Genomic DNA, 21,432 nt, shown 5'->3' with positions numbered 1-21,432 from the left:
TTGGTTTCAGAAGTTCAAAAGTCTCTCGATCCACGTAGGCCGGAATGTCACCCGCACGTCACCCGGCCCCCCGATGCCGGCACCGGACACGACATATTCAACCCGAGCCAGTTGCATCGGCTCCAAACCCACAGCCAAAGCATGCAGGCTTTGTTCACCACGAATTGTAACGGACACCGCGAAAAGCGCTATGATCGAACTCAATACCGTGGCGTCCCGCAGCATGAGCGTCTTGCGCGCCGCCGGGTTCTTTCCGGCACGCTTGAGTTGGGCGACAAGCGCGACTGCCAGCAGACTGCCATAGAGGAAGGTATTGACCAGCGACAATAGATAGAACCCGCGTGCTTCGGACACCTCGGACATGGTGAGCACCGGCAAGGCCGCGCCCAAAGCCAGAACCGCGTAGACCGCAATAATCTTGCCGGGCAGCAGATGCTCGGCTTGATCTCCTTTGGGCGTGATGCGGAAATCGACGAACTTGCCGGTGATCCGGTCGCGGATCGCCATCAGGCAGCCCCAGAACACCCAGGGCCATTGCAGCATAACGAAGAGTGCCTTTTCCCAGGCCAACACCCTGGCTGTCTTCGGCCGGAAGAACCCGTCGCGCTTCATCACATAGGAGAAGAGGACCATCATGAAGACCGCAGGCAGGGAATGACCCAGGAAGGCCGGATAGGTGACATCGGCGAAGCGAATGTCGAACATCACCGCGATGATCGGTACCAGATACATCATCGCCATCGACACCGCGAAGAACACGTACCAGGTCTGGCACAGCAGGAAGAGCAGTCTGAGGCGCCACGGCAGTGTCTTCAGATATCGGGGAGTATAGCGCAGCAGCAGCGACAGGAGCGAGCGCGACCACTGGAATTCCTGCGTGACAAGATCGGCAAGCGTATCGGGGCCCTGGCCGATGGCAATCGCCTCAGGCGCATGCACGCCCCGCCAGCCCGCGGACGAGACCAGCATCGTGGTCGAATGATCCTCGGCCAGCTCGGGCCCGAGCCCGCCCGCCTGTTTCAACGCCTTCGTGCGCACCGTGTAATGCGAGCCGATGCACATCGGAGTCAGAACGGCGGAATAGCCAGCCTGGAACACCCCGTGGAACGCGGCTTCGGAAAAAAGTCGCGTCCGGGCCGCCCAGCTTGTTTTGGCATTCGACGCGCAGATCGACGGAGCCGAGACATAGCCCACCGAGTCGTCGGCGAAGGGCCGCAGCATTTCGCGCAGATACCCTGGCTGTGGCACATGGTCGGCATCGAGTTGTGAAACGATATCGTAATCGCGATACCCCCAATGGTCATAAAAATAGGCGAGGTTGCCTTCCTTGCAGCGGGTACGGCGCGGCCACTCTGACCGGTGATAATCTTCAACGCCCTTGCGGGTCGACAGTTTCACGCCATGCGCAATGCACCAGTCCTTGGTTTGGTCGCTGGGGTCTTCGTCGGCCAGCCAGGTGTCGTGGGGATAGTCCTGTGCCAGCATCGCTTCGAGGGTTTCGCGCACCACCTCGAACGGTTCAGCCGGGGTTTTGGTGGTGACCATGGCCACCCGCCACTGTCCGGGCTTGGGGTCCGGAGCCGCCGGTCGCCGTGCCTGAAGGAACACCAGCATGAAATAAAGCTGCATGCCCCAGATCCACAGCATGCCGCCGGTGACGATCCAGTATCGCAGCGGTTCGATGACGTTGGAGGGTTGCAGCCACCAGGCCCAGAACCAGCCCGCGGCGATGAACCATAAACCGGCCAGAAGGAAGTACTTCAGGGCCCGCCATCCGGTCAGCATCGGCGCGAGATAGGGGCGCGGCTTCAGGGCGGGATGGTCGCGTGGGCTCATCGGCGCTGCGGATGCCCGAACCAGGGTGCGGCATCGGCTACGATGTCATCCAGTGCGGAGATCTCGGCGCGAAAGCCGAGACGCTCGGCCGCGCGCGATGGATCGGCTGTCAGCATGGCGGGATCACCGGCCCGACGCGACGCCGGCAGGACCGGCACGTCGCGGCCGGTGACGCGGGCAGCGGCCGCGATCACCTCGCGTACCGAATGGCCCTGTCCGGTTCCGAGGTTGACCTCGAGGCTCTCGCCGCCGCGGCCCAAGTGCTCCAGCGCCAACACGTGAGCGCGGGCCAGGTCCGAGACATGGATATAGTCGCGGATGCAGGTGCCGTCGGGGGTGGGGTAATCCTCGCCCATGACCTGCAGGCTGCCATGTCCGGCCGCGGCCAGAAGCGCCAGCGGGATCAGGTGGGTTTCGGGGTCATGGCGCTCGCCGATCTCGCCCTCCGGATCGGCGCCGGCGGCATTGAAATAGCGCAGCGCGGCGAAGCGCAGATTCCAGGCCGCGGCGCCATCCTTCAACATCCATTCGCAGATCAGCTTGGTTCGGCCGTAAGGGTTGATCGGGGCCTGCGGCGCGTCCTCGGTGATCGGTTGAACCTCGGGAATGCCATAGGTCGCGCAGCTCGACGAAAACACGATCTGGCCGACACCTTCTGCCTGCATCGCCTGCAACAGCGAGATCATGCTCCCGAGGTTGTTGTCGTAATACATGGCCGGTTGCGCCATGCTTTCGCCGACATAGGCATAGGCAGCAAAATGGATGACCGCTCCAATATTATGGTCGCGCAAGGCTGACCGAACCAGATCGGTATCCCGAAGATCGCCTTTGATCAGCGGCCCCCATTTGACCGCATCCGCGTGGCCGCGCGAGAGATTGTCGAGCACTACCGGCGTAAAACCTGCCTGTGCCAGGGCCTTGCAGGCGTGACTGCCGATATAACCGGCGCCGCCGGTGACAAGGATATGTTCAGCCTCGCGGCGCGTCACGCAACGTTGCCTTTCAGTTTTTCCTGCCGTTCGATCTCGCCCCGGAAATAGGCGATGGTCGGCACCAGCCCGTCGCGCAGGGACACCTTGGGCGCCCAGTTCAGCATTTGGAGCGCGCGGGTTATGTCGGGGCGGCGTTGGCGCGGATCGTCGACCGGCAGGTCCCTGTGGGTTGTGCCCGAGCGAGAGCCGGTCATGTCGAGCACCAGCGTCGCCAGTTCCGACACGGAAAACTCGCCCGGATTGCCCAGGTTGACCGGGCAACCGACAGTGCCGCCGTCGTCCGGAGCCTCCATCAGGGCCGTCAGGCCATCGAGCATGTCGTCGATGTAACAGAATGACCGCGTCTGACTGCCATCGCCATAGATGGTCAGATCCTCGGCGGAGCAGGCCTGCATGACGAAATTGGAAATCACCCGCCCGTCTTCGGGGTCCATGCCCGGACCATAGGTGTTGAAGATACGAGCGATGCGGATGTCGACCCCTTGTTGCTCCTGCATGATGTGAAACAGCGTCTCGCTGGCGCGTTTGCCCTCATCATAGCAGGCTCGCGGCCCGACGGTGTTGACTAGGCCGCGATAGTCCTCGGACTGTGGCGTCACCTCGGGATCGCCATAGACCTCCGATGTCGAACTTTGCAGGATTCGCGCGGATTTCCGTTTCGCTAGCTCCAGCAGGTTCATGCCGCCGTAAACCGAGGTCTTGAAGGTGTGGAGCGGATCGAGCTGGTATTTCGGAGGCGATCCCGGGCAGGCCAGGTTGTAGATGCGGCCCACCGGTCCATCGATGTCGAACGGGTCGACGATGTCATGCCGAAAAAACGCGAAGCGGGGGTTGTGAACCAGGTCGGCGACATTCTCGGGTCGTCCGGTTTCGAGATTGTCGATACAGATCACGCGATCGCCGGCATCGATCAGACGGCGGCACAGGTTCGCGCCGATGAATCCTGCCCCGCCGGTCACAAGGATCGTGCGGCCGGTTTCGTCTGGAACGGCAGCTGGGAATTGCAGTTTGAAAACGGGTTTGTCTGTCATCATTCACTTCATTCGTTACGAGTTGCACCAGTCGACTTACCCGATCGGCCGCCGGGGTAAGGCCCCTGGTTCCGATTTGGTCGCCAATTCGTCACGTACTGCTTCACTTTCGTTTCTGATTTCTCGCGAAACCAGGGTAGAATCCACGCTATTTTCCCTCTTTCCGCGTTGCGGGACGGGGCCAATGGCGATTTTTGCGGTCTTATGAGAGATGGATATATGCATGGACTGACCCGTGTCATTTCGCCGCCAGATCTGCGCTCAGACAGGCCTGATCGAGATCGAGATCGATTCGAATGCCGCCCTTGCGCCAGAAACGGAAATTGCCTTCGGTATGGCCGCCGACCCCTTTGTCGATCAATGCAAACCGCGTGAAGTAGTAGGTCGTTCCCGCGAATTTGACCGAGCGGACGTAAAGGTCGGTATCTCCAGTTTTGCCATCACCGGCCCATTCGTCGTTGAGGAAAAAAATCTCGATCTTACGCGGGCATTCCCCAACCTCGACCGGCAGGCGGAAGGGAGTCAGGGCAGCGTTTATTTCGTCCAGGGTGACGTCGCGTTCGGCGTTCGATGGCGCGGCGGTAACTTCGAACCCGCCGACATGTTCGCCGTCTATCATGACCCAGCCTTTCGGGGCGGTCTTGAATTTCGTCCCCGAGGCGACAATCTCGATTTCCGTTCCCGCGGCTTGTTCCAGCGGCGCGGCGTTGCGTCGTTCCAGAAGCCAGGCGATATAGTTCTGGTGCGCCGCGACGGCCGCTCCCAGCTTGGCCCGCGCGGCCTTGGCGGCCTGCGGATCGTCTTCCACGAGGTTGTCGGTTTCGCCAGGATCTGCGGCCAGGTCGAACAATGCCGCCTCGCCGGAATTGCCGTTGTAGATGTATTTTTCATTCCCCTCGCGGTAGCCCACGAGAAACCCGTTCCAGGGCGAAAAGAACAGTACGCCGTTTCGACGGCCCTTGGCGAACACCGACCGTCCCTGCCACGACGAAGGTGTCGGAATCCCCAACAGGTCGGTAATCGTGGCGGCGACATCGGCGATACCCACGATGAGATCGCTGCGCGTGCCGCTGAAAATCTGCGGATTGATCAGCGCCATCGGGATATGGACGTTCTCTTCATAAATCCCGGCGGCATGGACATACGTTCCGTGTTGACCGAAAGCCTCGCCGTGGTCACCCAGGACAACGACAAGCGTCTCGTCGGCCAGGCCGCTTTCGTCGAGCCACGCCATCAGCTTGCCGAAGGCCTGATCACCCACCCGGAGTGCGTTGAGATAGTCGTTTTGGGTCTCGTCCTCGACGAACCGCTGCGGATCCTCGCCCGGGAAATAGGGATAGTGGGTCATGCCGGTGCGGAACGCGACGAAGAAGGGTTCTTCCGGGCGCTCCTCGACCCACTCTATGATCTCGTTGACGGTACAGAGATCGCTTGAGGTGTTGAGGTATTTGTCGGTGACGCTGGAAAACTCGTAGACCCCGGTTTCGCATTCCCAGTCGCGATAGTCGCCGATCTGCTCGAATCCGGCCGCGCGGACGAGTCCCTCGGTGTCTTGAAAGCGATTGTCGGACGAATTGAAGAAAGCCGTGCGCAGCCCGTTGGCGCGCATCACCTCGGGCAGGAAGATCGCATCGAGATTGGGCCGGCTGGCCATCATCGAAATCGACGACAACTCGGGAATGATGCCAGCGAACACCGACACGAGGTAATAGTTCGAAGCCGGCACATGGGCGTAGGCGCGATCGAAGGCCAGCGCCTTGTCCAGGGCCGCTGCCAGATTTGGGGTGACGGGATGAATGCCGCCCCAGCCTTGGGCCTGGTTGGCTGGCGTCGACTCATACGCGAATAGGATCGCGTTGCGGATCGGTTTGACCGGGCTCTTCGGTCGCGCCAGCGGCTCGACCGTAGTAAAAGGCATATCGGTGCCCTTGCGGGTTTCGGCCAGGCCATCGATTCCGTCGATCCCGGTCTCGCCCCCGATCGAGGCGATGAAGGCGACGATCGGGTTCTCAAGCCTCGCCGTGGCGACTCCGGTGGGAACGTTGCGCGCCGCCAGCGCGGACACGACCGCAAGGGCCATGACGCCAAGCGACAGAACGGCTGGCCCGGAACTGTACCGCCAGCGATTAAGAGCCCTTGCGCTACCGAGGAAAACCACCACGCTGATCAGCGCCACAGCGATGACCTTCCCGGAAATCACCCGCCGCATATAATCCAGCGCGACGTCTGTATGCGTCAGGTCAGAATAGACGACCCATTCCATCGTCAGCGGCGCTCCGAGCATGCGTAGCGCCACCAGGTTCGCCAGACCGGCAAGCAAAAGCAGCGTCGCCAGCACCGTGAACACTGCAACAAAAATCTTGCGCAGCCGGTGTGCATCCGTGGAGCGCACCAGCGCGGCAAAAACCAAGGTCAGGACCAGCACCATCAGCCAGTCCTGCATGACCCCCTGTACCACCAACGATAATGCTTCGCCAAAGCCCCGGCCATCGAGATGGCCTCTCAGGGCGGCGACGCGCACAACTGCCAGCAACAGGCCCAGCACGGCGCCGGCCCAGAGAATGAATCGTCCAGGCCCGCCGCCGTTTGCGGTGCCTATCTCGGTGTTTGCCTGCTCGGTCATGTGTCCTGTCGTCAGTCCCGGGCCAGAAGCGCCCCGATCACATCGCGCCGCATCACGCTGTCGTTACACACCTGGGGTTTCTCCAATGTTCTGCAAGCTTTGTAGACGGCTCGTAGTGTCGCACGCGTTGCATATCCATTCAGTGGGCCGCGATACAATCCCTCGGCTTTCAGCCGTTTTTGCAGGATGTAGAAGGCCACGTTGGGATTGGCCTTCATGATTTCCATCCCGAACCATTTCGAATGCAGTTCCGGTTGGGCATCAAAGCTTTCAGCCACCGGCGCATAGGCCGCCGGGGTCCTGGCCTTTGCCGCCGCCAGCGTCAGGGCGTATTGCGCGCGTTCCTTGTCGGACAGTAGCTTGGTATAGGACTCAAGCGCGGCCTGTGCCTCGATCGGCCGGCGGCGGAGATTGAGATCGTTGCCGTCGCGCAGGAGTTCGATCAGGAACTTGGCTGCCTCGGCATTGCCCCGGTCGGCGGCCAGCGTCAGGCCTTCGATGGTCCGTGGTCCGCTGGCGCGCATATTGATGCCCCACATGCTGCGGTTGGCCTCGAGCACGGCGACCTGCTGCTCTCCGGCGGCGCGGGCTTTTTCGACGTAGCCGGCATATTTGGCTCGCGATTTTCGGCCCCCGCCGAGATAGCCGTACATCGCCCCGTGGGCGAGTGCGGACCAGGCTTCGCCGGCACCCAGCTCACCAGCCCGGACCAGCATGGCCTCGGCGCGTGTGGCATCGGCCTCGCGCCACATCAGGTCCTCGCCATAGATCGCCAGCCCGGCACCGTTGCCGGCCACGGCCGCAGCCTCGAACAGTTCGAGCGCGCGCGCCCGGTCTCGTCTGACGCCCTGGCCGTAAAGCAGCAGCTTGCCCAGCGCCACGTTGGCTTTGTCGTTCCCGGCTTCGATCGCGGCTTGGAGCAGGGCTTGACCGCGGTCGATATCACGCCCAAGGCGCCAGCCCCCGACCAGTTGCTCGCCGAGCATCCGCATCGCCTCGGGATCCTTCTGCGCCGCGGCCTGTTCCAGCAGATCACGTCCCCGGGCGACGTCGGTTTCGGTCCAGGTGCCCCAGAGATAGGACTGCCCAAGTTCGGCCTGGGCCTCGCCGTCACCGCCAGCGGCCGCCTGTTTCAGCAGGACCAGGCCCTTGTCCACGTTCTTTTCGAGTACCCATCCATAGAGAAGATGCTGCGCTAAAATGCGCTGGGCCGCGCTGTCGCCGTCAGCCGCCGCCTTTTCGAGAACCGCTTGCGCCTCGCCCAGCATCGCCGGCCCGGGCTTGGCCCAGATTGCGGCGTCGGCCGCTGCGATCGCCTCGGGTTCGACCATCGTCTGTTGCGCCATGACCGGTGCCGCGGAAAGGCCGATCACGAGCACGGCGATCGCGGGCGCCAGTCTCATCACACCCGGTTTGGAAAAGCTGGTGGATCTTGCTTTCATTGCCTCGCATCCTCCTTCCCCGATGCACTCCATTGCAGTCACTTAGACGCAAACACGAGATCATCATCCTGTATATAATGGGTGACGATGTCCTTGATGTGGCTCAAAACGTACTTCTGTGGGTCGGGCGAGGCTGCCCTGTGCCGGGTCGGCACAATTGCTGTGCCGTTCGGGCCTAAAGCTCGGCGAAGCCCTGATAAAACCGGTTCCAGGTCGGCGAAATCAGCACTTCGTTGATGCAGGCGCGCGGCGGCATCTCCGCGACGAAGCGCACCGTTGCGGCCAGATCCTCGGCTTGCAGCATCCGGTCCTGTTCGGCCTGGCTCGGAGGGTTGGGTCGCGACTTCAGGATTGGTGTAGCCACCTCGCCCGGCATGATCACGGTCGACCGGATGCCGTTCGCGCCCTCCTCGTCGTTGATCGACTCGCTGAGGGCGATCACCGCCCGCTTGGTGGCGTTATAAGCGGCGCCGGTCAGTCGGGTGGCATAGCGCCCTGCCCAGGAAGAAATCAGGATGAGCTGCCCATCCCCCTTGGCGCGCATCCCTGGAAGCACCGCGCGTGCCGGATAGAACACGCCATTGAGGTTGACGTTAACCACGAGGTCCCAGTCATCGTCGCTGACCGCCGCCATCGCCCGCGTCGGCACGTTCAGTCCCGCCGACGCCAGCAGGATGTCGACCTCGCCGATCCGGTCAGCGACCGCCCGCACATCTGCTGCGCGTGCCACGTCCAGAACCTCGACTCGCGCCGTGCCACCCGCCGCGGCAATCTCCTTGGCAATCTTTCGCAGGGGCTCTTCCCGCCGGCCCGAGACCACGACCTCGGCGCCGGCATCAGCCAACGCAACCGCCGACGCTGCGCCGATGCCGGTACCGCCGCCGGTGATCCAGGCTGTCTTGCCGCTGAGTGTTGCCATGATCCGGCCCTCCCTTTTGCAGAAAGGCTAGCAACCGCCTTGTGGCCGGGCAATGGCGACGCGCCGTCAGAGTTTCTGCAGGGTGATGCCGGCCTCGGTCAGAAGGCGGCGCAGCTCGCGCGCCATTTTCACCGCTTCTGGGGTATCGGAATGCAGGCAGATCGTATCGATCTTCGCCGGAATGCGTTTGCCGGACTCGGCGATGATGGCATCCTCGCGCAGCATGTTCAGGATGCGCGGGGCGGCCGTTTCGGCGTCGTGCAACACGGCCCCCGGAAGCGACCGGTCAACCAGCGTGGCGTCGTCGTTATAGGCGCGGTCGGCGAAAATTTCGCCCGCCCAGGTGCCGCCCAGTTCCTCCATCGCCTGCTGCTGTGCGGTGGCCGCCAGCACCATCACCACGATGTCCGGATCCACCGCCAGCACGGCGCCGTAGCACGCTTTGGCCATGTTCAGGTCTTCCGAGCACATGTTGGCCAGCGCGCCATGAAGCTTCAGGTGCCGCACCCGTCCGCCAACGGCGCGGGCCATCGCCTGCGCCGCGCCGAGTTGATAGGCCACGAGGTTGGTCAGTTCCTCGTGCGTGCGCGGCAAGCGGCGGCGGCCGAAACCGCGCAGGTCGTCGAAGCCAGGATGTGCGCCGATGCCAACGCCCTTGCTCTGGGCCATGCGCATGGTTCTGGCCATGACATCCGGATCGCCGGCGTGGAAGCCGCAGGCAATGTTGGCCGATGTGATCACATCAAGCAGCGCGGCGTCATCGCCCATCGTCCAGGGGCCGAAGCCTTCACCCATGTCGGAATTGAGATCGACCGTCGTCACCATGTCTCAGGGCCTTTCCAGATCGTCACCGGCGGTGGCGCCGCTGATCAGTTGATACCCCAGAAGGTCGGCAATGTCATGCGGGTTGCGCCGCAACGGTTCGGCACGTTTGTGCAGCTCGCGAAGCAGATGCGCTTCGCCGATCAGCAACCGGTCAGACTCCTCGAAGCTCAGCAGTTGGAAACGCAATGGCGCCCCGGGGGCGGCCTGTGCCACCTTGGGCAGGTCGGCCGGAATTACCGCGCCGATCCTCGGGTATCCGCCGATGGTCTGGCACTCGGGCAACAGCACGAAGGGGATGCCGTCGCCGGTCATCTGGATATCCCCCGGCACGATCACGTCCGAGACAATTCCCAGCTGTCCTTCGGCCTGGAACGGATCACCGTCGAAGTCCAGCCGCACGCCCTGGCGGTTGCCGTGGGTCGAGCGACGAAACTCGGTTGCGGCGAATCTTTCACACATTGCAGTGGAATAGAGACTGGTTTGTGGTCCCGGAACGATCCGGACCGTGCCGCCGGAAAACCGGTCATCGGGTTCGATTCGCATCGCGGGCGCGTCGGGGTCGGGATCGGTGGCGAAGGGCAGGACATCACCGGATTCCAGAAGCCGCCCCAGCCCGGCATTGAGATGCGCCGACCGGCTGCCGAGGATCTCGGGTGTCGCCAGCCCGCCGGCGAGGCTGAGATAGCCATAGACGCCCGTGGTGGCCGGGCCGATCTCCAGCATCGCCCCCGGTGACAGCAGATATGTCGCGTTCCAGATCAGCGGGGCGCCATCAAGCATGGCCCGCATCGGCGCGCCGGTCAGCGCGATCCGTGTCGGCGCGTCTACCGAAAACCGCCCGCCCATCCCCGGCATTTCAACCGCGGCCTGCACCTCGCGGTGCCCCAGCAGCGCCGCCGCCTCGCGCAACGCCAGCCGGTCGGCGGCACCGCCGCGCGACAGACCGAGACGCAGCGTACCGGTGCGTCCCAGATCCTGCACCGACATGGCGGGCCCGGCGCGGTGGATGGTGAGCCGGCTCATTCCGCCACCTCCAGCCGTGCGCCACCGGCGCCAATCAGGTCGGATTTCAGAATTCGGTCAAATTCTTCGTCCGAAACCGGATCGAATTGCAGCACGTCACCGGGCAACAGCGGAAATGGATCTGAAGCCTCTGGCCGGTAGGGACGGAATCCTGTCTGGCCGATATGCCGCCAGCCGGTCGGGGTCGATGCGGTGAAAACGATCAATTGCCGCACCGCCACGACCAGCGCACTTGCCGGAATCTGTGGCGTGATAGATTGCAGCCGCGGGATGTCCCAGCGGTCCGGCAGCATGCCGAGATAAGGCTGCCCCGGCGCAAAACCGATAGCCAGAACCCGCACCGGGTGCGCCACCAAATCGGCCACCGCTTCGTCTTCACGCATCGCCAGCAATTCGGCTGTCTCGCGCAGTTGTGGGCCGTGGTCGCCGCCGAAGGCCGTGGGGATGTGCCAGCGCCGCTTCGGCACGGCCTCGGGCAGGCTGGTCCAGTCCTGTCCCTCTAGCCGCTGCCTCAACGCCCCGGCCAGCCGGGCGCGGCTGGTGTCCTCGGGATCAAAACGCAGATAGACCGAGGCCAGCGCGGTCGACATCTCGGCCACGCCCTCTGGCATGTCGGCTTCGAGGATCTCGGCGAGCGCCAGCACCGCGCGGTTGGCCATGTCGTCGAGCCGCGTGGAAAATCGTACCAAGAGCCCATCGGCCCCGAGCGGCAGAATCTCCGGTTGCCCGTCTGTAACGGCTGTCGTCATGTCCGGCTCCTGCTGTTGCGCCTGTTCCGATCTTTCCGCATCCCCCCGGCAAAGAAAACCCCGGCCGGAAACCAAAGGCTTGAATAAAAGCGTCGGCAAACTCCGCCGTGCCGCCACAATCCGGTAAAACCCAGCACCCGATCACCGGTCAACTTCGCCTGCATCGGATAGTTAACTTTGGGGGTGTGCGATGCCGATGATTGAACTGCGCGCGGTCGGACAGATCGCCGGCGCGCCGACCGAGGCTCTGGCAGGGATCACCGATCTCGAAATCTTCGAAACCGCGGATGGGACCGTGCTGATCAGCGTCACACGTGGGGGTGGAAGCTTGGTCAGCTATGATCTGGGCTCCGCCCCTGGCGGCGCGCATGTGGTGCAGAGCTGGTCGATCGATTCGAGCCTAACACAGCTTGAAAGCACTGATCTTGCCGTTCTGAACGTCGATGTGCCGACCCTTCTGATGGCCGGTCTTGCCACTGCCAGCCTGCTCGGCCGCGTGCTGAACGACGACACCGCGACCGAAGCACTGGGCGGGCAGACGAGCATCCAGATCAGTGGTGCGGATGCGCGCAATTTCACCGATATCGCGGTTTTCCCCGGTACAAGCTACGGGCTTGTCGCGGTACGTGGCAGCGGGGTGATGAGTTTCGAGATCTCCGGCAGCTCCCTCTCGGTTGCACCGCTGAACCCGGGGCCGGGCCTCGCTGGTGCTCCGGTCAGCGATCTCGTCACAGCCGACCTTGGCGGGCGCAGCGTCGCGCTCGCGACCTATTGGGGCGAGAACGCCATCGCGCTGTTCGAGCTTGGGAGCGATGGGGCAGTACGCGCACTTTCCATGGTTCAGGCCGCGCCGGAGTCGGCCTGGTTCTCGATGCCAACCGCCGCCGCCCTCGCCGAGGTTGCGGGCCGGGCCTATGCCATCGTCGCCGCCGCCGGGTCAGACAGCCTGACGGTGCTGGAAATCGATCCGGCCGGTGGGATGTCCCCGACCGACCACGTGCTCGATACCCGCGACACCCGCTTCGCCGATGTCACGGTATTCGAGGCGATCGAGGTCAACGGTCTCGACATCATCGTTGCTGCGGGATCGGATGACGGGCTTTCGGCCTTCGTCCTGCTTCCCGGTGGGCGGTTGCATCATCTCGGCAGCATTGCGGGCAGTGCCGATCTGCCGCTCTCCGGAATCACCGAGATCGCGCTTCAGGCGCAAGGCAACACCGTCCGCATCTTCGTGGCAACCGAATCGGCGCCCTTCCTGGCCGAGGTCGTCCTCACCCTGCCGTCCCCGGGCGATCTGCGGCTGGCCGGCAATGGTGGAGGCACGCTGGCCGGCACCGGCGACGACGACGTGCTGGCCGGCGGCCACGGTGCCGACCGGATTGAGGCCGGCGCCGGTGACGACATTCTGCTCGACGGTGCCGGTAGCGATACGCTGACCGGAGGGGCCGGGGCAGACGATTTCCTGTTCTCTGCCGATGGAGTTGCCGATGTGATCTTGGATTTCGAACCCGGCGTCGACCGCATCGACCTGACGGCACTTGGGATGCAATGGGATTTCTCGGACGTGGTAATGATCAACCGTAGCTGGGGTGTCGAGCTGCGGTTCGGCGACGAGGTGATCGAACTACGCCGTTCCGGGCTGACCTCTGCACAGCTGTCAGAGGCCGATTTCATATCCTTTGCTCATGTTACCTACACCGGGGTCGAACTCGACCTTCCACCCAGTCTCCAGATGGGCTCTGTGGGGGACGACAACATGTATGGCGACGACGGTGCCAACAGGATATCCGGCCGCTCTGGCCGAGACCGAATCGAGGCCAGTGGCGGCAACGATACGCTCTGGGGCGACGACGGCGAGGATGTTCTGCTCGGCGGCGGCGGCAACGACAGTCTGCTCGGTGGCACGCAGAACGATGTCCTGTGGGGGAACAAGGGAGCCGATACCATGCTCGGCAATGCCGGCAATGATAGCCTTTTCGGCGGATTCGGTTTCGACATGCTCAGCGGCGGCAACGGCAGGGATATGCTCGACGGCAGCGCCGGCGCTGACCGTCTCTTCGGTGGCATGGGTTATGACCTTTTACGCGGCGGAATGGGACAGGACGAGCTGTTCGGCGGGCTGGGCTTTGACACGCTGCAAGGTGGGCTTGGCGACGATGAGATGCAGGGTGGCGGCGGCAACGACTTGCTCAATGGCGGTCTTGGTGATGACCGGCTATCCGGTGGCGCCCAGCACGACACGATATTTGGCGATGCCGGCGACGACACGCTGCACGGCGAGCTGGGCCACGACACTTTACGCGGTCGGGGCGACGACGACATCGCTTTCGGCGGCGCTGGCGATGATCTGGTGGCCGGCGGCACCGGCCAGGACACGCTGAACGGGAACCAAGGTGACGATACGATCCAGGGCGGCCGCGGGTTTGATCGGGTCTTCGGCGGTGCCGGAAACGACAGGCTGATCGGTGGCCGGGGATTGGACAGGCTGGATGGCGGTCTCGGAGATGACCGGCTGACGGGCGGCCGCCATGCCGACAGGTTCGTCTTTGCCGACGGTCACGGCCAAGACACGATCACCGATTTTGACGCTTTGGACGATGGCGAAAAGATCGACCTCTCGGCGGTCACTGCGCTGGCGGACATCGACGATGTGCTCGGGTCCGCCACCCAGGAAGGCGCGGACGTGGTGATCGCCACCGGCGGGGCGACCTCGATCCTGCTTCTGGGGGTGAACCTGTCTGAACTCGATGCCAGTGACTTCGTTTTCTGATACTCCCGGCACAGATCCGGCCATTCCTTGCCGCCCGGCTGGTTGCCCCGCCACGGCGGGCGCCGGTCGTCCCGGCGCGAGCAGCGGAACTGCGCCACTGGCCCTTGGCTTTCGGGATACCGCTGATGTATGCCGGTACAAGACCGAACTGGCAACCGCAGGGTTGCTCTGACAGAGACGGACCAGGTCCGGTGGCGATTTGAACAAACAATCCAGTCCCACGCGCATCGCGGCGCCGTTGTCCTGCGAGGACGACCCGCATGTCCTGATCCTGATGGCTGTGCGCAATGGGGCGGACCACCTGGCCGAACAGCTGCACAGCATTGCCACCCAGTTCCACGGCAACTGGTCGATCCGCGCCAGCGATGACGGCTCGGTCGACGGCAGCTTCGACATTCTCATGGGTTTCGCAGAACAGGGACATCCGCTGACGGCGGTGCGGGGGCCGTGCAAAGGCGGCGCCGAAAACTTCCTTTCGCTTGTCCGAGCGGTACCGGAAGGCGAACAGGACGGCTTTCTGGCATTCTGTGATCAGGACGACGTTTGGATGCCCCAGCGCTTGAGCCACGGCATCAACGCGCTCGAACGGGTGCCGGCCGACCGCCCTGCGCTGTTCTGCAGCGGCACACTGATCACGGACAACGATCTTGGCAATCCGCGGCCGTCGCGGCCCCGGCCGAAACCACCCGGGTTCCGCAACGCTCTGGTGCAGAACATCGCGTCGGGCAATACCATCCTGTTGAACCCGGCGGCGACGCGGTTGGTCTGCCAGGCCTCACATGAGGTGCGCGAACTGGTGGTGCATGACTGGTGGCTCTATCAGATCGTCTCCGGGGCAGGCGGCGAGACGATCCATGATGACACGCCGTTGATCTATTATCGCCAGCACGCCGAAAACCAGATCGGCGCCAACGATACGCCGCGGGCTCAGCTCAAACGCATCATGATGCTGCTCAACGGGCTTTTTCGCGACTGGAACGAGATCAATATCGCTGCGCTCGAGGCCTCGCGACATCGGCTGTCACCGGAAAACCGGCAGGTGCTCGACGACTTCATTCAGCTGCGTCAGGGCGCGCTGCCGACACGCATCTCGCGGTTTCTCAAGCTCGGTCTTTACCGACAAAGTCTGCCTGGAACTTTGGCGCTTTGGCTTTCGGTGCTGCTGCACAGGCTCTAAGCCGTCCCGTCGGGTGCGGTTTTGAAGTTTTCTGTTTTACCGACCCGGTGTTTGTGACAGACAAGCGCCGGACCCTGCCCATACCCTTGCCAGCCTCGGGAAGACTCCATGCTCGGAAAACTGTTGCGACCAGCACTGATCAAGCGGTTTTTCGCGTCCATCCGAGAAGAGGGCCTCGGCCAGGCGCTGCGCAAGGTTCGGATTTATCTCGGCATGGTGCTGCGCGGCGGCGGCCGCAGCGCTCTGGGCCGGCGGGGCGGGGAAGTCAGCCGCGACCATCTCTATCTCAACAAGATCTGGCAGCAGCTTGCACGGCAAAACGCCTTTCATGTCGCTGAGGCGCCCGCCCTCCTCAGCAAACGGCGCAAGATCGCGTTGATCGCCGACATGAACCTGCCGCAATGCCGCAAGTATCGTGTCGAACAGTTGGCCGAGTTCTGGCGCAAGCGCGATGTCGAGGTCGAGTATTCGCATTATCTCGACGTGCCGCGGTCGGCCCATGCCATGCAGGACGCGACACATCTGTTCGAGTACCGGCTTCAAACCATGCCGGTGACCGAGATGTACCGCTACGAGGCGCGGCGGTTGAAATTGCCGGTGCTCTACGATCTCGACGACCCGCTGTTCTCAATCTCGGCCTACGAGACTTACGAGAACATGAAGGCGATCGAACCCGAGCTGAAAGCGCATTTCATCTCCGAGGCACCGAGATATCTCGCCATGATGAATGGCGCCGACATGATCACCGTCTCCACCCCCGGCATGGTCGAACATACGCGCGAATACACGCCGCGCCCGGTCTTCTTGCGCCGAAATTTCGCCGATGCGGCCACTCTTTCCGATGGGCTGAAGGCGATGCAGTCCGGTGGCGCGGCCAGAACCGAAGATAAACTGTTCCGCGTAGCCTTCGCCAGCGGATCGCGCGGACACGAGGTGGATTTCGCCTTGATCGAGGACCAGCTCGCCGGGTTTCTCGACGGCGGTCCGAACCGCCGCCTGATGATCATCGGCCATTTCGACGAAAAGCACCTGCCCGAGGTGTTTGAGGACCGGATCGAGTCGCACCCCTTCACCACCTATGACGACTACCTCGCCACCCTGGCCGGGGCGGATTGCGCGGTGATGCCGTTGACCGATGACATCTTCAATCGCTGCAAGAGTGCCGTGCGGGTGATCGACGCGGCCTCGGTCGGCGTGCCCAGCATTGTCGGCACGGTCAGCGACATGGCCAATGTCGTCCGGCATGAGGAAACCGGATTCGTCGCGCAGACCCCGGCCGACTGGGGGGCCGCGCTCGAGGCATTGGCCGGCGACGCAGCCGCGGCCCTGGCCATGGGCCGTCGCGCCCGCGAAGATCTCGAGACCAACTGGTCGGGGCACGACGCGTCTCACATCATTTCGCCCGAGGTGCTCGCGTGGGTACGGGCATGAGCGACATTCATATCCTTGTCGCCAATGTCTTCTTCGCGCCGTACTCCTACGGCGGCGCCACCGTTGTGGCCGAACAGGTGGCCCGGGAACTGGTGCGCCAGACCAGCGCGCGTGTCAGCGTGGTGTCGATGGTGCAGGATGACAGCCTCGTGCCCTACAAGCCGATCAAGTCGCAGACCGGCGGCATCGTCAACTACATCATCAACGTGCCCCGCCACCGCTCCTATGCCGAGCTCTACGACAATCCGCAGGTGACTCAGATTGTCGCCCGGTTGATGGATTTTCTTGACCCCGACCTGCTGCATGCCCATTGCATCCAGGACATGGGCGCCGGCATCTTCTCGGCGGCCAAGGCGCGGGACATTCCGGTCATTCTTTCGGTGCACGATTTCTGGTGGCTCTGCGATCGCCAGTTCATGATCAAACCCGATCAAAGCTACTGCGGCCAGGACCCGATCAGGATCGAGGCCTGCCGCGGCTGCGTCGATGATTTCAGCGCCGCCCGCACGCGGCGCGATTACCTTCTGGCGCAGGCCGCGCATATCGATCTCGTCACCTATCCCAGCCGGTTTGCGCTTGAGCTGTCCGAAAACTCGGGCTTCGCTCCGGGCAAGGGCGTGGTCTGGGAGAACGGCGTTCGTCTGCCCGGCCCCGGCTTCTTCGAGGCGCAGGCCGCCCGCCGGGCCCGTGACGGTACGCTCAGCTTCGGTTTTCTCGGCGGGCCCTCGCAGATCAAAGGTTGGCCGCTTCTGCGCCGGGCCTTTTCGCAGCTCGACCGCCAAGACTATCGTCTGTTGTTGGTCGATGGCAGCCTCGACGGCACCTGGTGGGAAGACGTCGACCTAAAGACCCTGAAGGGCGATGTCGAAATCTACCCGCGCTTTTCGCAGGACGAGATGGACGCCTTCTACGCCGAGATAGACGTGCTCCTGTTCCTGTCGCAATGGAAGGAAACCTTCGGCCTTGCCATTCGCGAGGCCGTGTCCCGCGGTATTCCCGTGATCCAGACTGACAGCGGAGGCACCGTGGAACATGCCTTCGCCGATCCGTCCCGCCTGATTCCCATCGGTGCCGGGGCCGACGCGTTGGTCAGCCAGCTGAATGCGGCCTTCAAGCAGGATCATGCCGGCATCAGCCCCGGCACCGTGAGCAGCTTTACCGAACAGGCGCTGCGATTTGCCGAGCTGGCGACCCCGCTGATCCGGAAAACAAAGGCGGATGCGCCAGAGCAGTGATGGCAGAAAACCGCCCGACCGGGCATTATGTCGCGCGCGCCACCGACCCTTCTTGCCTTCGGACCCGCTTTGCCATCTAGTTTGATGTCAGAAGAGGCTCGACGAAGAGGAGTTGCCAGATGACCGTGAAAGAGATTGAGCAAACCACCCGCGCGATCAATCCGGAGATCATGGCGTTTTCTTCGCCCGGCGATGATTACGACGACACCACCGCGACAACTGGTTCGGTGAACGTCGGCGGCTGGACGACCGGTTCGCTGGAAGTGTCGGAAGATACCGATTGGTTCGAGGTCACGCTGGTCGCGGGTCAGACCTATGGGATCTCCATGTTCGGCAATACCCTGACCGACCCCTATGTCGAAATCCGTGACTCCTCGGGAACTTTGCTTGCCGAAAACGATGACGGTCCGTGGCTGACTTACGACTCCTATCTCGAGTTCACGGCCCCCTACACCGGCACCTACTACATCGCGGCAGACAATTTCTTCGACGAGATCGGCACCTACACGATCACCGTCGATCCGATTAACTCGATCCCATCGCCGACGACCAACCCGCTGCTGATGGATATCGACTGGGGCACGCAGCTGCCGTCGAATACCGTGAACGTCTATTTCGCCCCGGCGGGCTATTTCGCCGACGGGTATACGGCGGAAGGCTTCAATTCCTATGAACGCGGCCAGTTCCAACTGGCGTTCGACCTGATTGAAAGCCTGACCAACCTCACCTTCAACGTGGTGACCAACCCGGCCAATGCCGATCTCGTTTTGCTGCTCGATACCAACGAGGTCGGCGGATCCTTCCTCGGCTATTTCAACCCTCCCGGCTCGGCCAATGACGGCGTCGCGGTGTTCGACGGCACCCAGTGGGACCGTTTCGCCGGCGGCGATCTCGAACAGGGCGGTTTCGGGTTCGTCACCATCGTGCATGAGCTTCTGCACGGGCTCGGCCTGGCCCACCCGCATGACGACGGCGGCACGTCGACGATCATGACCGGCGTCACGGCCGAGTTCGACGATTATGGCACCTACAACCTGAACCAGGGTGTCTACACCATCATGACCTACAACTCGGGCTGGCCGCTCGGCCCGCTCGGCAGCCGGACAAGCGGCACGTACGGTTTCGAAGGCGGCCCGATGGCGATCGACATCGCGGCGCTGCAAGAGAACTATGGTGTCAACACCACCTACAACAGCGGCAACAACACCTATACCCTGCCCACGGTCAACGCGACCGGCACCTACTACATGGCGATCTGGGATACGGGTGGCACCGACACGATTGCCCATTCCGGTACGCTGGCGGCGACGATTGACCTGCGCGCGGCGACGATCAACGAAGAGGTCGGCGGCGGCGGCTGGGTCTCCTATGCTTCGGGCATCGGCGGTGGGTTCACCATCGCCCACGGCGTGGTGATCGAAAACGCCGTTGGCGGCAATGGTAATGACGCAATCACCGGCAACGACACCGCCAACCACCTGTCCGGCAATGGTGGCCGCGACACCATCGTCGGCGACACCGGCCGGGACACGCTGGTCGGCAATAGCGGTTATGACCGTCTCGAAGGCGGTCTCGGTTACGACACCCTGCGCGGCGGGTTGGGCAACGATACCCTGCTCGGAGGCATTGGCCGCGACCGTCTCGAAGGCGGCGGCGGCAACGACCTGCTGCAGGGCGGATCCGACAATGATACGTTGCTGGGCGATAGCGGCAACGATACGCTGCGCGGCTATTCCGAAAACGACCTGGCCTATGGCGGCGGCGGAAATGACGAGATCGTCGGCGGCATCGGCCGCGACACGCTCGGCGGCAACCTGGGCGATGACCGGCTCTTGGGCAACGGTGGATACGACACGATCTATGGCGGCGGCGGCAACGACACGCTGATCGGTGGCCTTGGCTTCGACCGGCTCGACGGCGGTCCTGGCGATGATGTGCTGATCGGCGGGCTCAATGCCGACCGGTTCGTCTTTGCCGATGGTCACGGCAATGACACGATCAACGATTTCAACGCCCTGAATGACAGCGAAAAGATCATTCTCTCCGGCGTCTCCGCGATCTCGTCGCTGGCGGATCTCGATCTGAGCGACCCGAACAACGGCGCCGCCACCCAGGTGGGGGTAAACGTGGTGATCGACACCGGTGGCGGCAACTCGATCGTGCTCGAGAACGTCAACCTCGCCGATCTCGACGCCAACGACTTCGTCTTCTGAGGGAACGCTCCCGCTTCCTGCACGTTCCGGTTTCCCCTGTCTTTCGGAAAAACACTGTTTTCCGGAAAAGACGTCTTGATTCAAATGTTGTTTTGAGAAGAATCTTTTGAAGGTGCGAATTGATCGCACCAATCAGGCCAAAAACTTCATTTGCCAAAATAGGGGAGGCAAAATTGGATATCACTTACTTGGGGCCGAGCTCCGCAGATGTGTTCGACCAGGCGTTCTATGACTCCGTCGATGACGAATTTGAACTGGTCATCACGACAAATACGCCGACACAGGTGGTTGGGTACAACCCTGCAACCAACTGGGAGGTCACCTTCACCGGTACCGGTCTGAACGCGGATCCTCTGGCGGGCACGGTAACAGGGATGACGATCCGCGACGACGACGGAAACACGATTATCACCTTCACCAATTTCGCCTGGGCAACGACAGACCTGATCCCGGCCTTGATCGATCTGATCGAACTCGACGACTCCACGGCGCTCGATGCACTGCTCGACTCGGGCGAAGTGAACTTCGACGGCAGCGGTGCGGTCGACGGATTCGATCTCGTTCTGGACACGCTCACTACCCATATCGACGCCATCGGCACTCCGTTCAATGACACGCTCGAAGGCGGATCAGGCAACGATGACCTGGCGGGCGGCGACGGCAATGACAGCATCCTGGGCAATGGCGGCCGTGACACGCTGCGCGGTAACGCGGGCGACGACTTTATCAACGGCGGCGGCGGCAACGACAGCATCATTGGCGGCCTCGGCAATGACCGTCTTGAAGGCGGTGGCGGCGACGACACCATCGTTTCCGGCAGCAACGACGGAAACGAGGTCGTTGTGCCCGGCTCCGGTAACGATTCGGTGCTGTTCTCGGGCATCACGCAGGGCTCGTTTGACTACGTGACCCTCGGGCACTGGGACCTGAGCGCCGGTGTGACCGTCACGATCGATGGCAACGCCAACACCGCGACGGTGGACAAGGGCGTCAATGGCACCACCACGATCACCGATATCCGAAACCCGATGCTGGCCGACGGCCTGGGCGTCTGGGGCAGCGGGTTCGACGACACCTTCAACATCACCGTGGTCGATGGCGGCTGGATGCAGGTCAACGGCAGTGCCGGCACGGACAGCTATCAGATCAACGCCAGCAATGGATCC

General features: G+C 62.9%; 15 protein-coding genes. 6 read left to right on the top strand and 9 right to left on the bottom strand.

Annotation, left to right across the window (positions count from 1 at the left end; all coding sequences use genetic code 11):
* Window positions 1-6 precede the first annotated feature (6 nt).
* The 9 genes from NO357_RS10225 to NO357_RS10185 form a co-directional block, all read right to left on the bottom strand.
* A complete protein-coding gene (locus NO357_RS10225) occupies window positions 7-1,836 on the bottom strand; it encodes a glycosyltransferase family 2 protein (RefSeq protein WP_306735574.1) in 1,830 nt (609 codons plus the stop codon).
* Complete coding sequence (gene galE, locus NO357_RS10220; protein WP_306735573.1) at window positions 1,833-2,825, bottom strand: UDP-glucose 4-epimerase GalE; 993 nt, start codon at window positions 2,823-2,825, stop codon at window positions 1,833-1,835. Before galE ends, NO357_RS10225 begins: the two co-directional genes overlap by 4 nt.
* Entirely contained in the window at window positions 2,822-3,859 is a 1,038-nt protein-coding gene (locus tag NO357_RS10215; protein ID WP_306735572.1) for a UDP-glucuronic acid decarboxylase family protein, read from the bottom strand. The genes galE and NO357_RS10215 overlap by 4 nt, the downstream gene beginning before the upstream one ends.
* 238 nt (window positions 3,860-4,097) lie before the next feature.
* A complete protein-coding gene (locus tag NO357_RS10210; protein ID WP_306735571.1) occupies window positions 4,098-6,482 on the bottom strand; it encodes a sulfatase-like hydrolase/transferase in 2,385 nt (794 codons plus the stop codon).
* Window positions 6,483-6,493: 11 nt separating this feature from the next.
* The gene (locus NO357_RS10205) at window positions 6,494-7,924 is read right to left on the bottom strand and encodes a tetratricopeptide repeat protein (protein ID WP_306735570.1); all 1,431 of its coding nucleotides are present in this window, start codon (window positions 7,922-7,924) and stop codon (window positions 6,494-6,496) included.
* Between the two features lie 175 nt (window positions 7,925-8,099).
* Window positions 8,100-8,843 carry an SDR family oxidoreductase gene (locus NO357_RS10200; protein ID WP_306735568.1) on the bottom strand — a complete coding sequence of 248 codons (744 nt, stop codon included), beginning with the start codon at window positions 8,841-8,843 and terminating at the stop codon, window positions 8,100-8,102.
* 66 nt (window positions 8,844-8,909) lie between these two features.
* Window positions 8,910-9,668, bottom strand: a complete 759-nt coding sequence (locus tag NO357_RS10195) for a LamB/YcsF family protein (protein ID WP_306735567.1) — start codon at window positions 9,666-9,668, stop codon at window positions 8,910-8,912.
* Between the two features lie 3 nt (window positions 9,669-9,671).
* On the bottom strand, window positions 9,672-10,691 hold the full coding sequence (locus NO357_RS10190; protein WP_306735566.1) for a 5-oxoprolinase subunit C family protein: 1,020 nt from the start codon (window positions 10,689-10,691) through the stop codon (window positions 9,672-9,674).
* On the bottom strand, window positions 10,688-11,440 hold the full coding sequence (locus NO357_RS10185) for a 5-oxoprolinase subunit B family protein (RefSeq protein WP_306735565.1): 753 nt from the start codon (window positions 11,438-11,440) through the stop codon (window positions 10,688-10,690). Before NO357_RS10185 ends, NO357_RS10190 begins: the two co-directional genes overlap by 4 nt.
* Before the next feature lie 190 nt (window positions 11,441-11,630).
* Between NO357_RS10185 and NO357_RS10180 the strand changes: the two genes are divergently transcribed.
* From NO357_RS10180 to NO357_RS10155, 6 genes are all read left to right on the top strand, one after another.
* Window positions 11,631-14,210 carry a calcium-binding protein gene (locus NO357_RS10180; RefSeq protein ID WP_306735564.1) on the top strand — a complete coding sequence of 860 codons (2,580 nt, stop codon included), beginning with the start codon at window positions 11,631-11,633 and terminating at the stop codon, window positions 14,208-14,210.
* A gap of 199 nt (window positions 14,211-14,409) precedes the next feature.
* Window positions 14,410-15,387 carry a glycosyltransferase gene (locus tag NO357_RS10175; protein WP_306735562.1) on the top strand — a complete coding sequence of 326 codons (978 nt, stop codon included), beginning with the start codon at window positions 14,410-14,412 and terminating at the stop codon, window positions 15,385-15,387.
* 108 nt (window positions 15,388-15,495) lie between these two features.
* On the top strand, window positions 15,496-16,818 hold the full coding sequence (locus NO357_RS10170; protein ID WP_306735561.1) for a glycosyltransferase: 1,323 nt from the start codon (window positions 15,496-15,498) through the stop codon (window positions 16,816-16,818).
* Entirely contained in the window at window positions 16,815-18,053 is a 1,239-nt protein-coding gene (locus tag NO357_RS10165) for a glycosyltransferase (RefSeq protein WP_306735560.1), read from the top strand. Before NO357_RS10170 ends, NO357_RS10165 begins: the two co-directional genes overlap by 4 nt.
* A gap of 119 nt (window positions 18,054-18,172) precedes the next feature.
* On the top strand, window positions 18,173-20,266 hold the full coding sequence (locus tag NO357_RS10160; protein ID WP_306735559.1) for a pre-peptidase C-terminal domain-containing protein: 2,094 nt from the start codon (window positions 18,173-18,175) through the stop codon (window positions 20,264-20,266).
* A 173-nt stretch (window positions 20,267-20,439) separates the two neighbouring features.
* Window positions 20,440-21,432 (top strand): calcium-binding protein (locus NO357_RS10155; RefSeq protein ID WP_306735558.1); only part of this gene is annotated, 993 nt, incomplete at its 3' end.

The sequence above is a fragment of the Marimonas arenosa genome, assembly GCF_030848945.1.
GTDB classification, from domain to species: Bacteria; Pseudomonadota; Alphaproteobacteria; order Rhodobacterales; family Rhodobacteraceae; genus Marimonas; species Marimonas arenosa.
This window is presented reverse-complemented; position numbering and strand designations above follow the sequence as displayed.

Bases quoted from the DNA above. Each gene is read 5' to 3' on its own strand.
- NO357_RS10215 (WP_306735572.1), bottom strand. From the start codon at position 3,859: ATGACAGACAAACCCGTTTTCAAACTGCAATTCCCAGCTGCCGTTCCA.
- NO357_RS10170 (WP_306735561.1), top strand. From the start codon at position 15,496: ATGCTCGGAAAACTGTTGCGACCAGCACTGATCAAGCGGTTTTTCGCG.
- NO357_RS10225 (WP_306735574.1), bottom strand. From the start codon at position 1,836: ATGAGCCCACGCGACCATCCCGCCCTGAAGCCGCGCCCCTATCTCGCG.
- NO357_RS10185 (WP_306735565.1), bottom strand. From the start codon at position 11,440: ATGACGACAGCCGTTACAGACGGGCAACCGGAGATTCTGCCGCTCGGG.
- NO357_RS10210 (WP_306735571.1), bottom strand. From the start codon at position 6,482: ATGACCGAGCAGGCAAACACCGAGATAGGCACCGCAAACGGCGGCGGG.
- NO357_RS10160 (WP_306735559.1), top strand. From the start codon at position 18,173: ATGACCGTGAAAGAGATTGAGCAAACCACCCGCGCGATCAATCCGGAG.
- NO357_RS10165 (WP_306735560.1), top strand. From the start codon at position 16,815: ATGAGCGACATTCATATCCTTGTCGCCAATGTCTTCTTCGCGCCGTAC.
- NO357_RS10205 (WP_306735570.1), bottom strand. From the start codon at position 7,924: ATGAAAGCAAGATCCACCAGCTTTTCCAAACCGGGTGTGATGAGACTG.
- NO357_RS10190 (WP_306735566.1), bottom strand. From the start codon at position 10,691: ATGAGCCGGCTCACCATCCACCGCGCCGGGCCCGCCATGTCGGTGCAG.
- NO357_RS10195 (WP_306735567.1), bottom strand. From the start codon at position 9,668: ATGGTGACGACGGTCGATCTCAATTCCGACATGGGTGAAGGCTTCGGC.
- NO357_RS10180 (WP_306735564.1), top strand. From the start codon at position 11,631: ATGCCGATGATTGAACTGCGCGCGGTCGGACAGATCGCCGGCGCGCCG.
- NO357_RS10200 (WP_306735568.1), bottom strand. From the start codon at position 8,843: ATGGCAACACTCAGCGGCAAGACAGCCTGGATCACCGGCGGCGGTACC.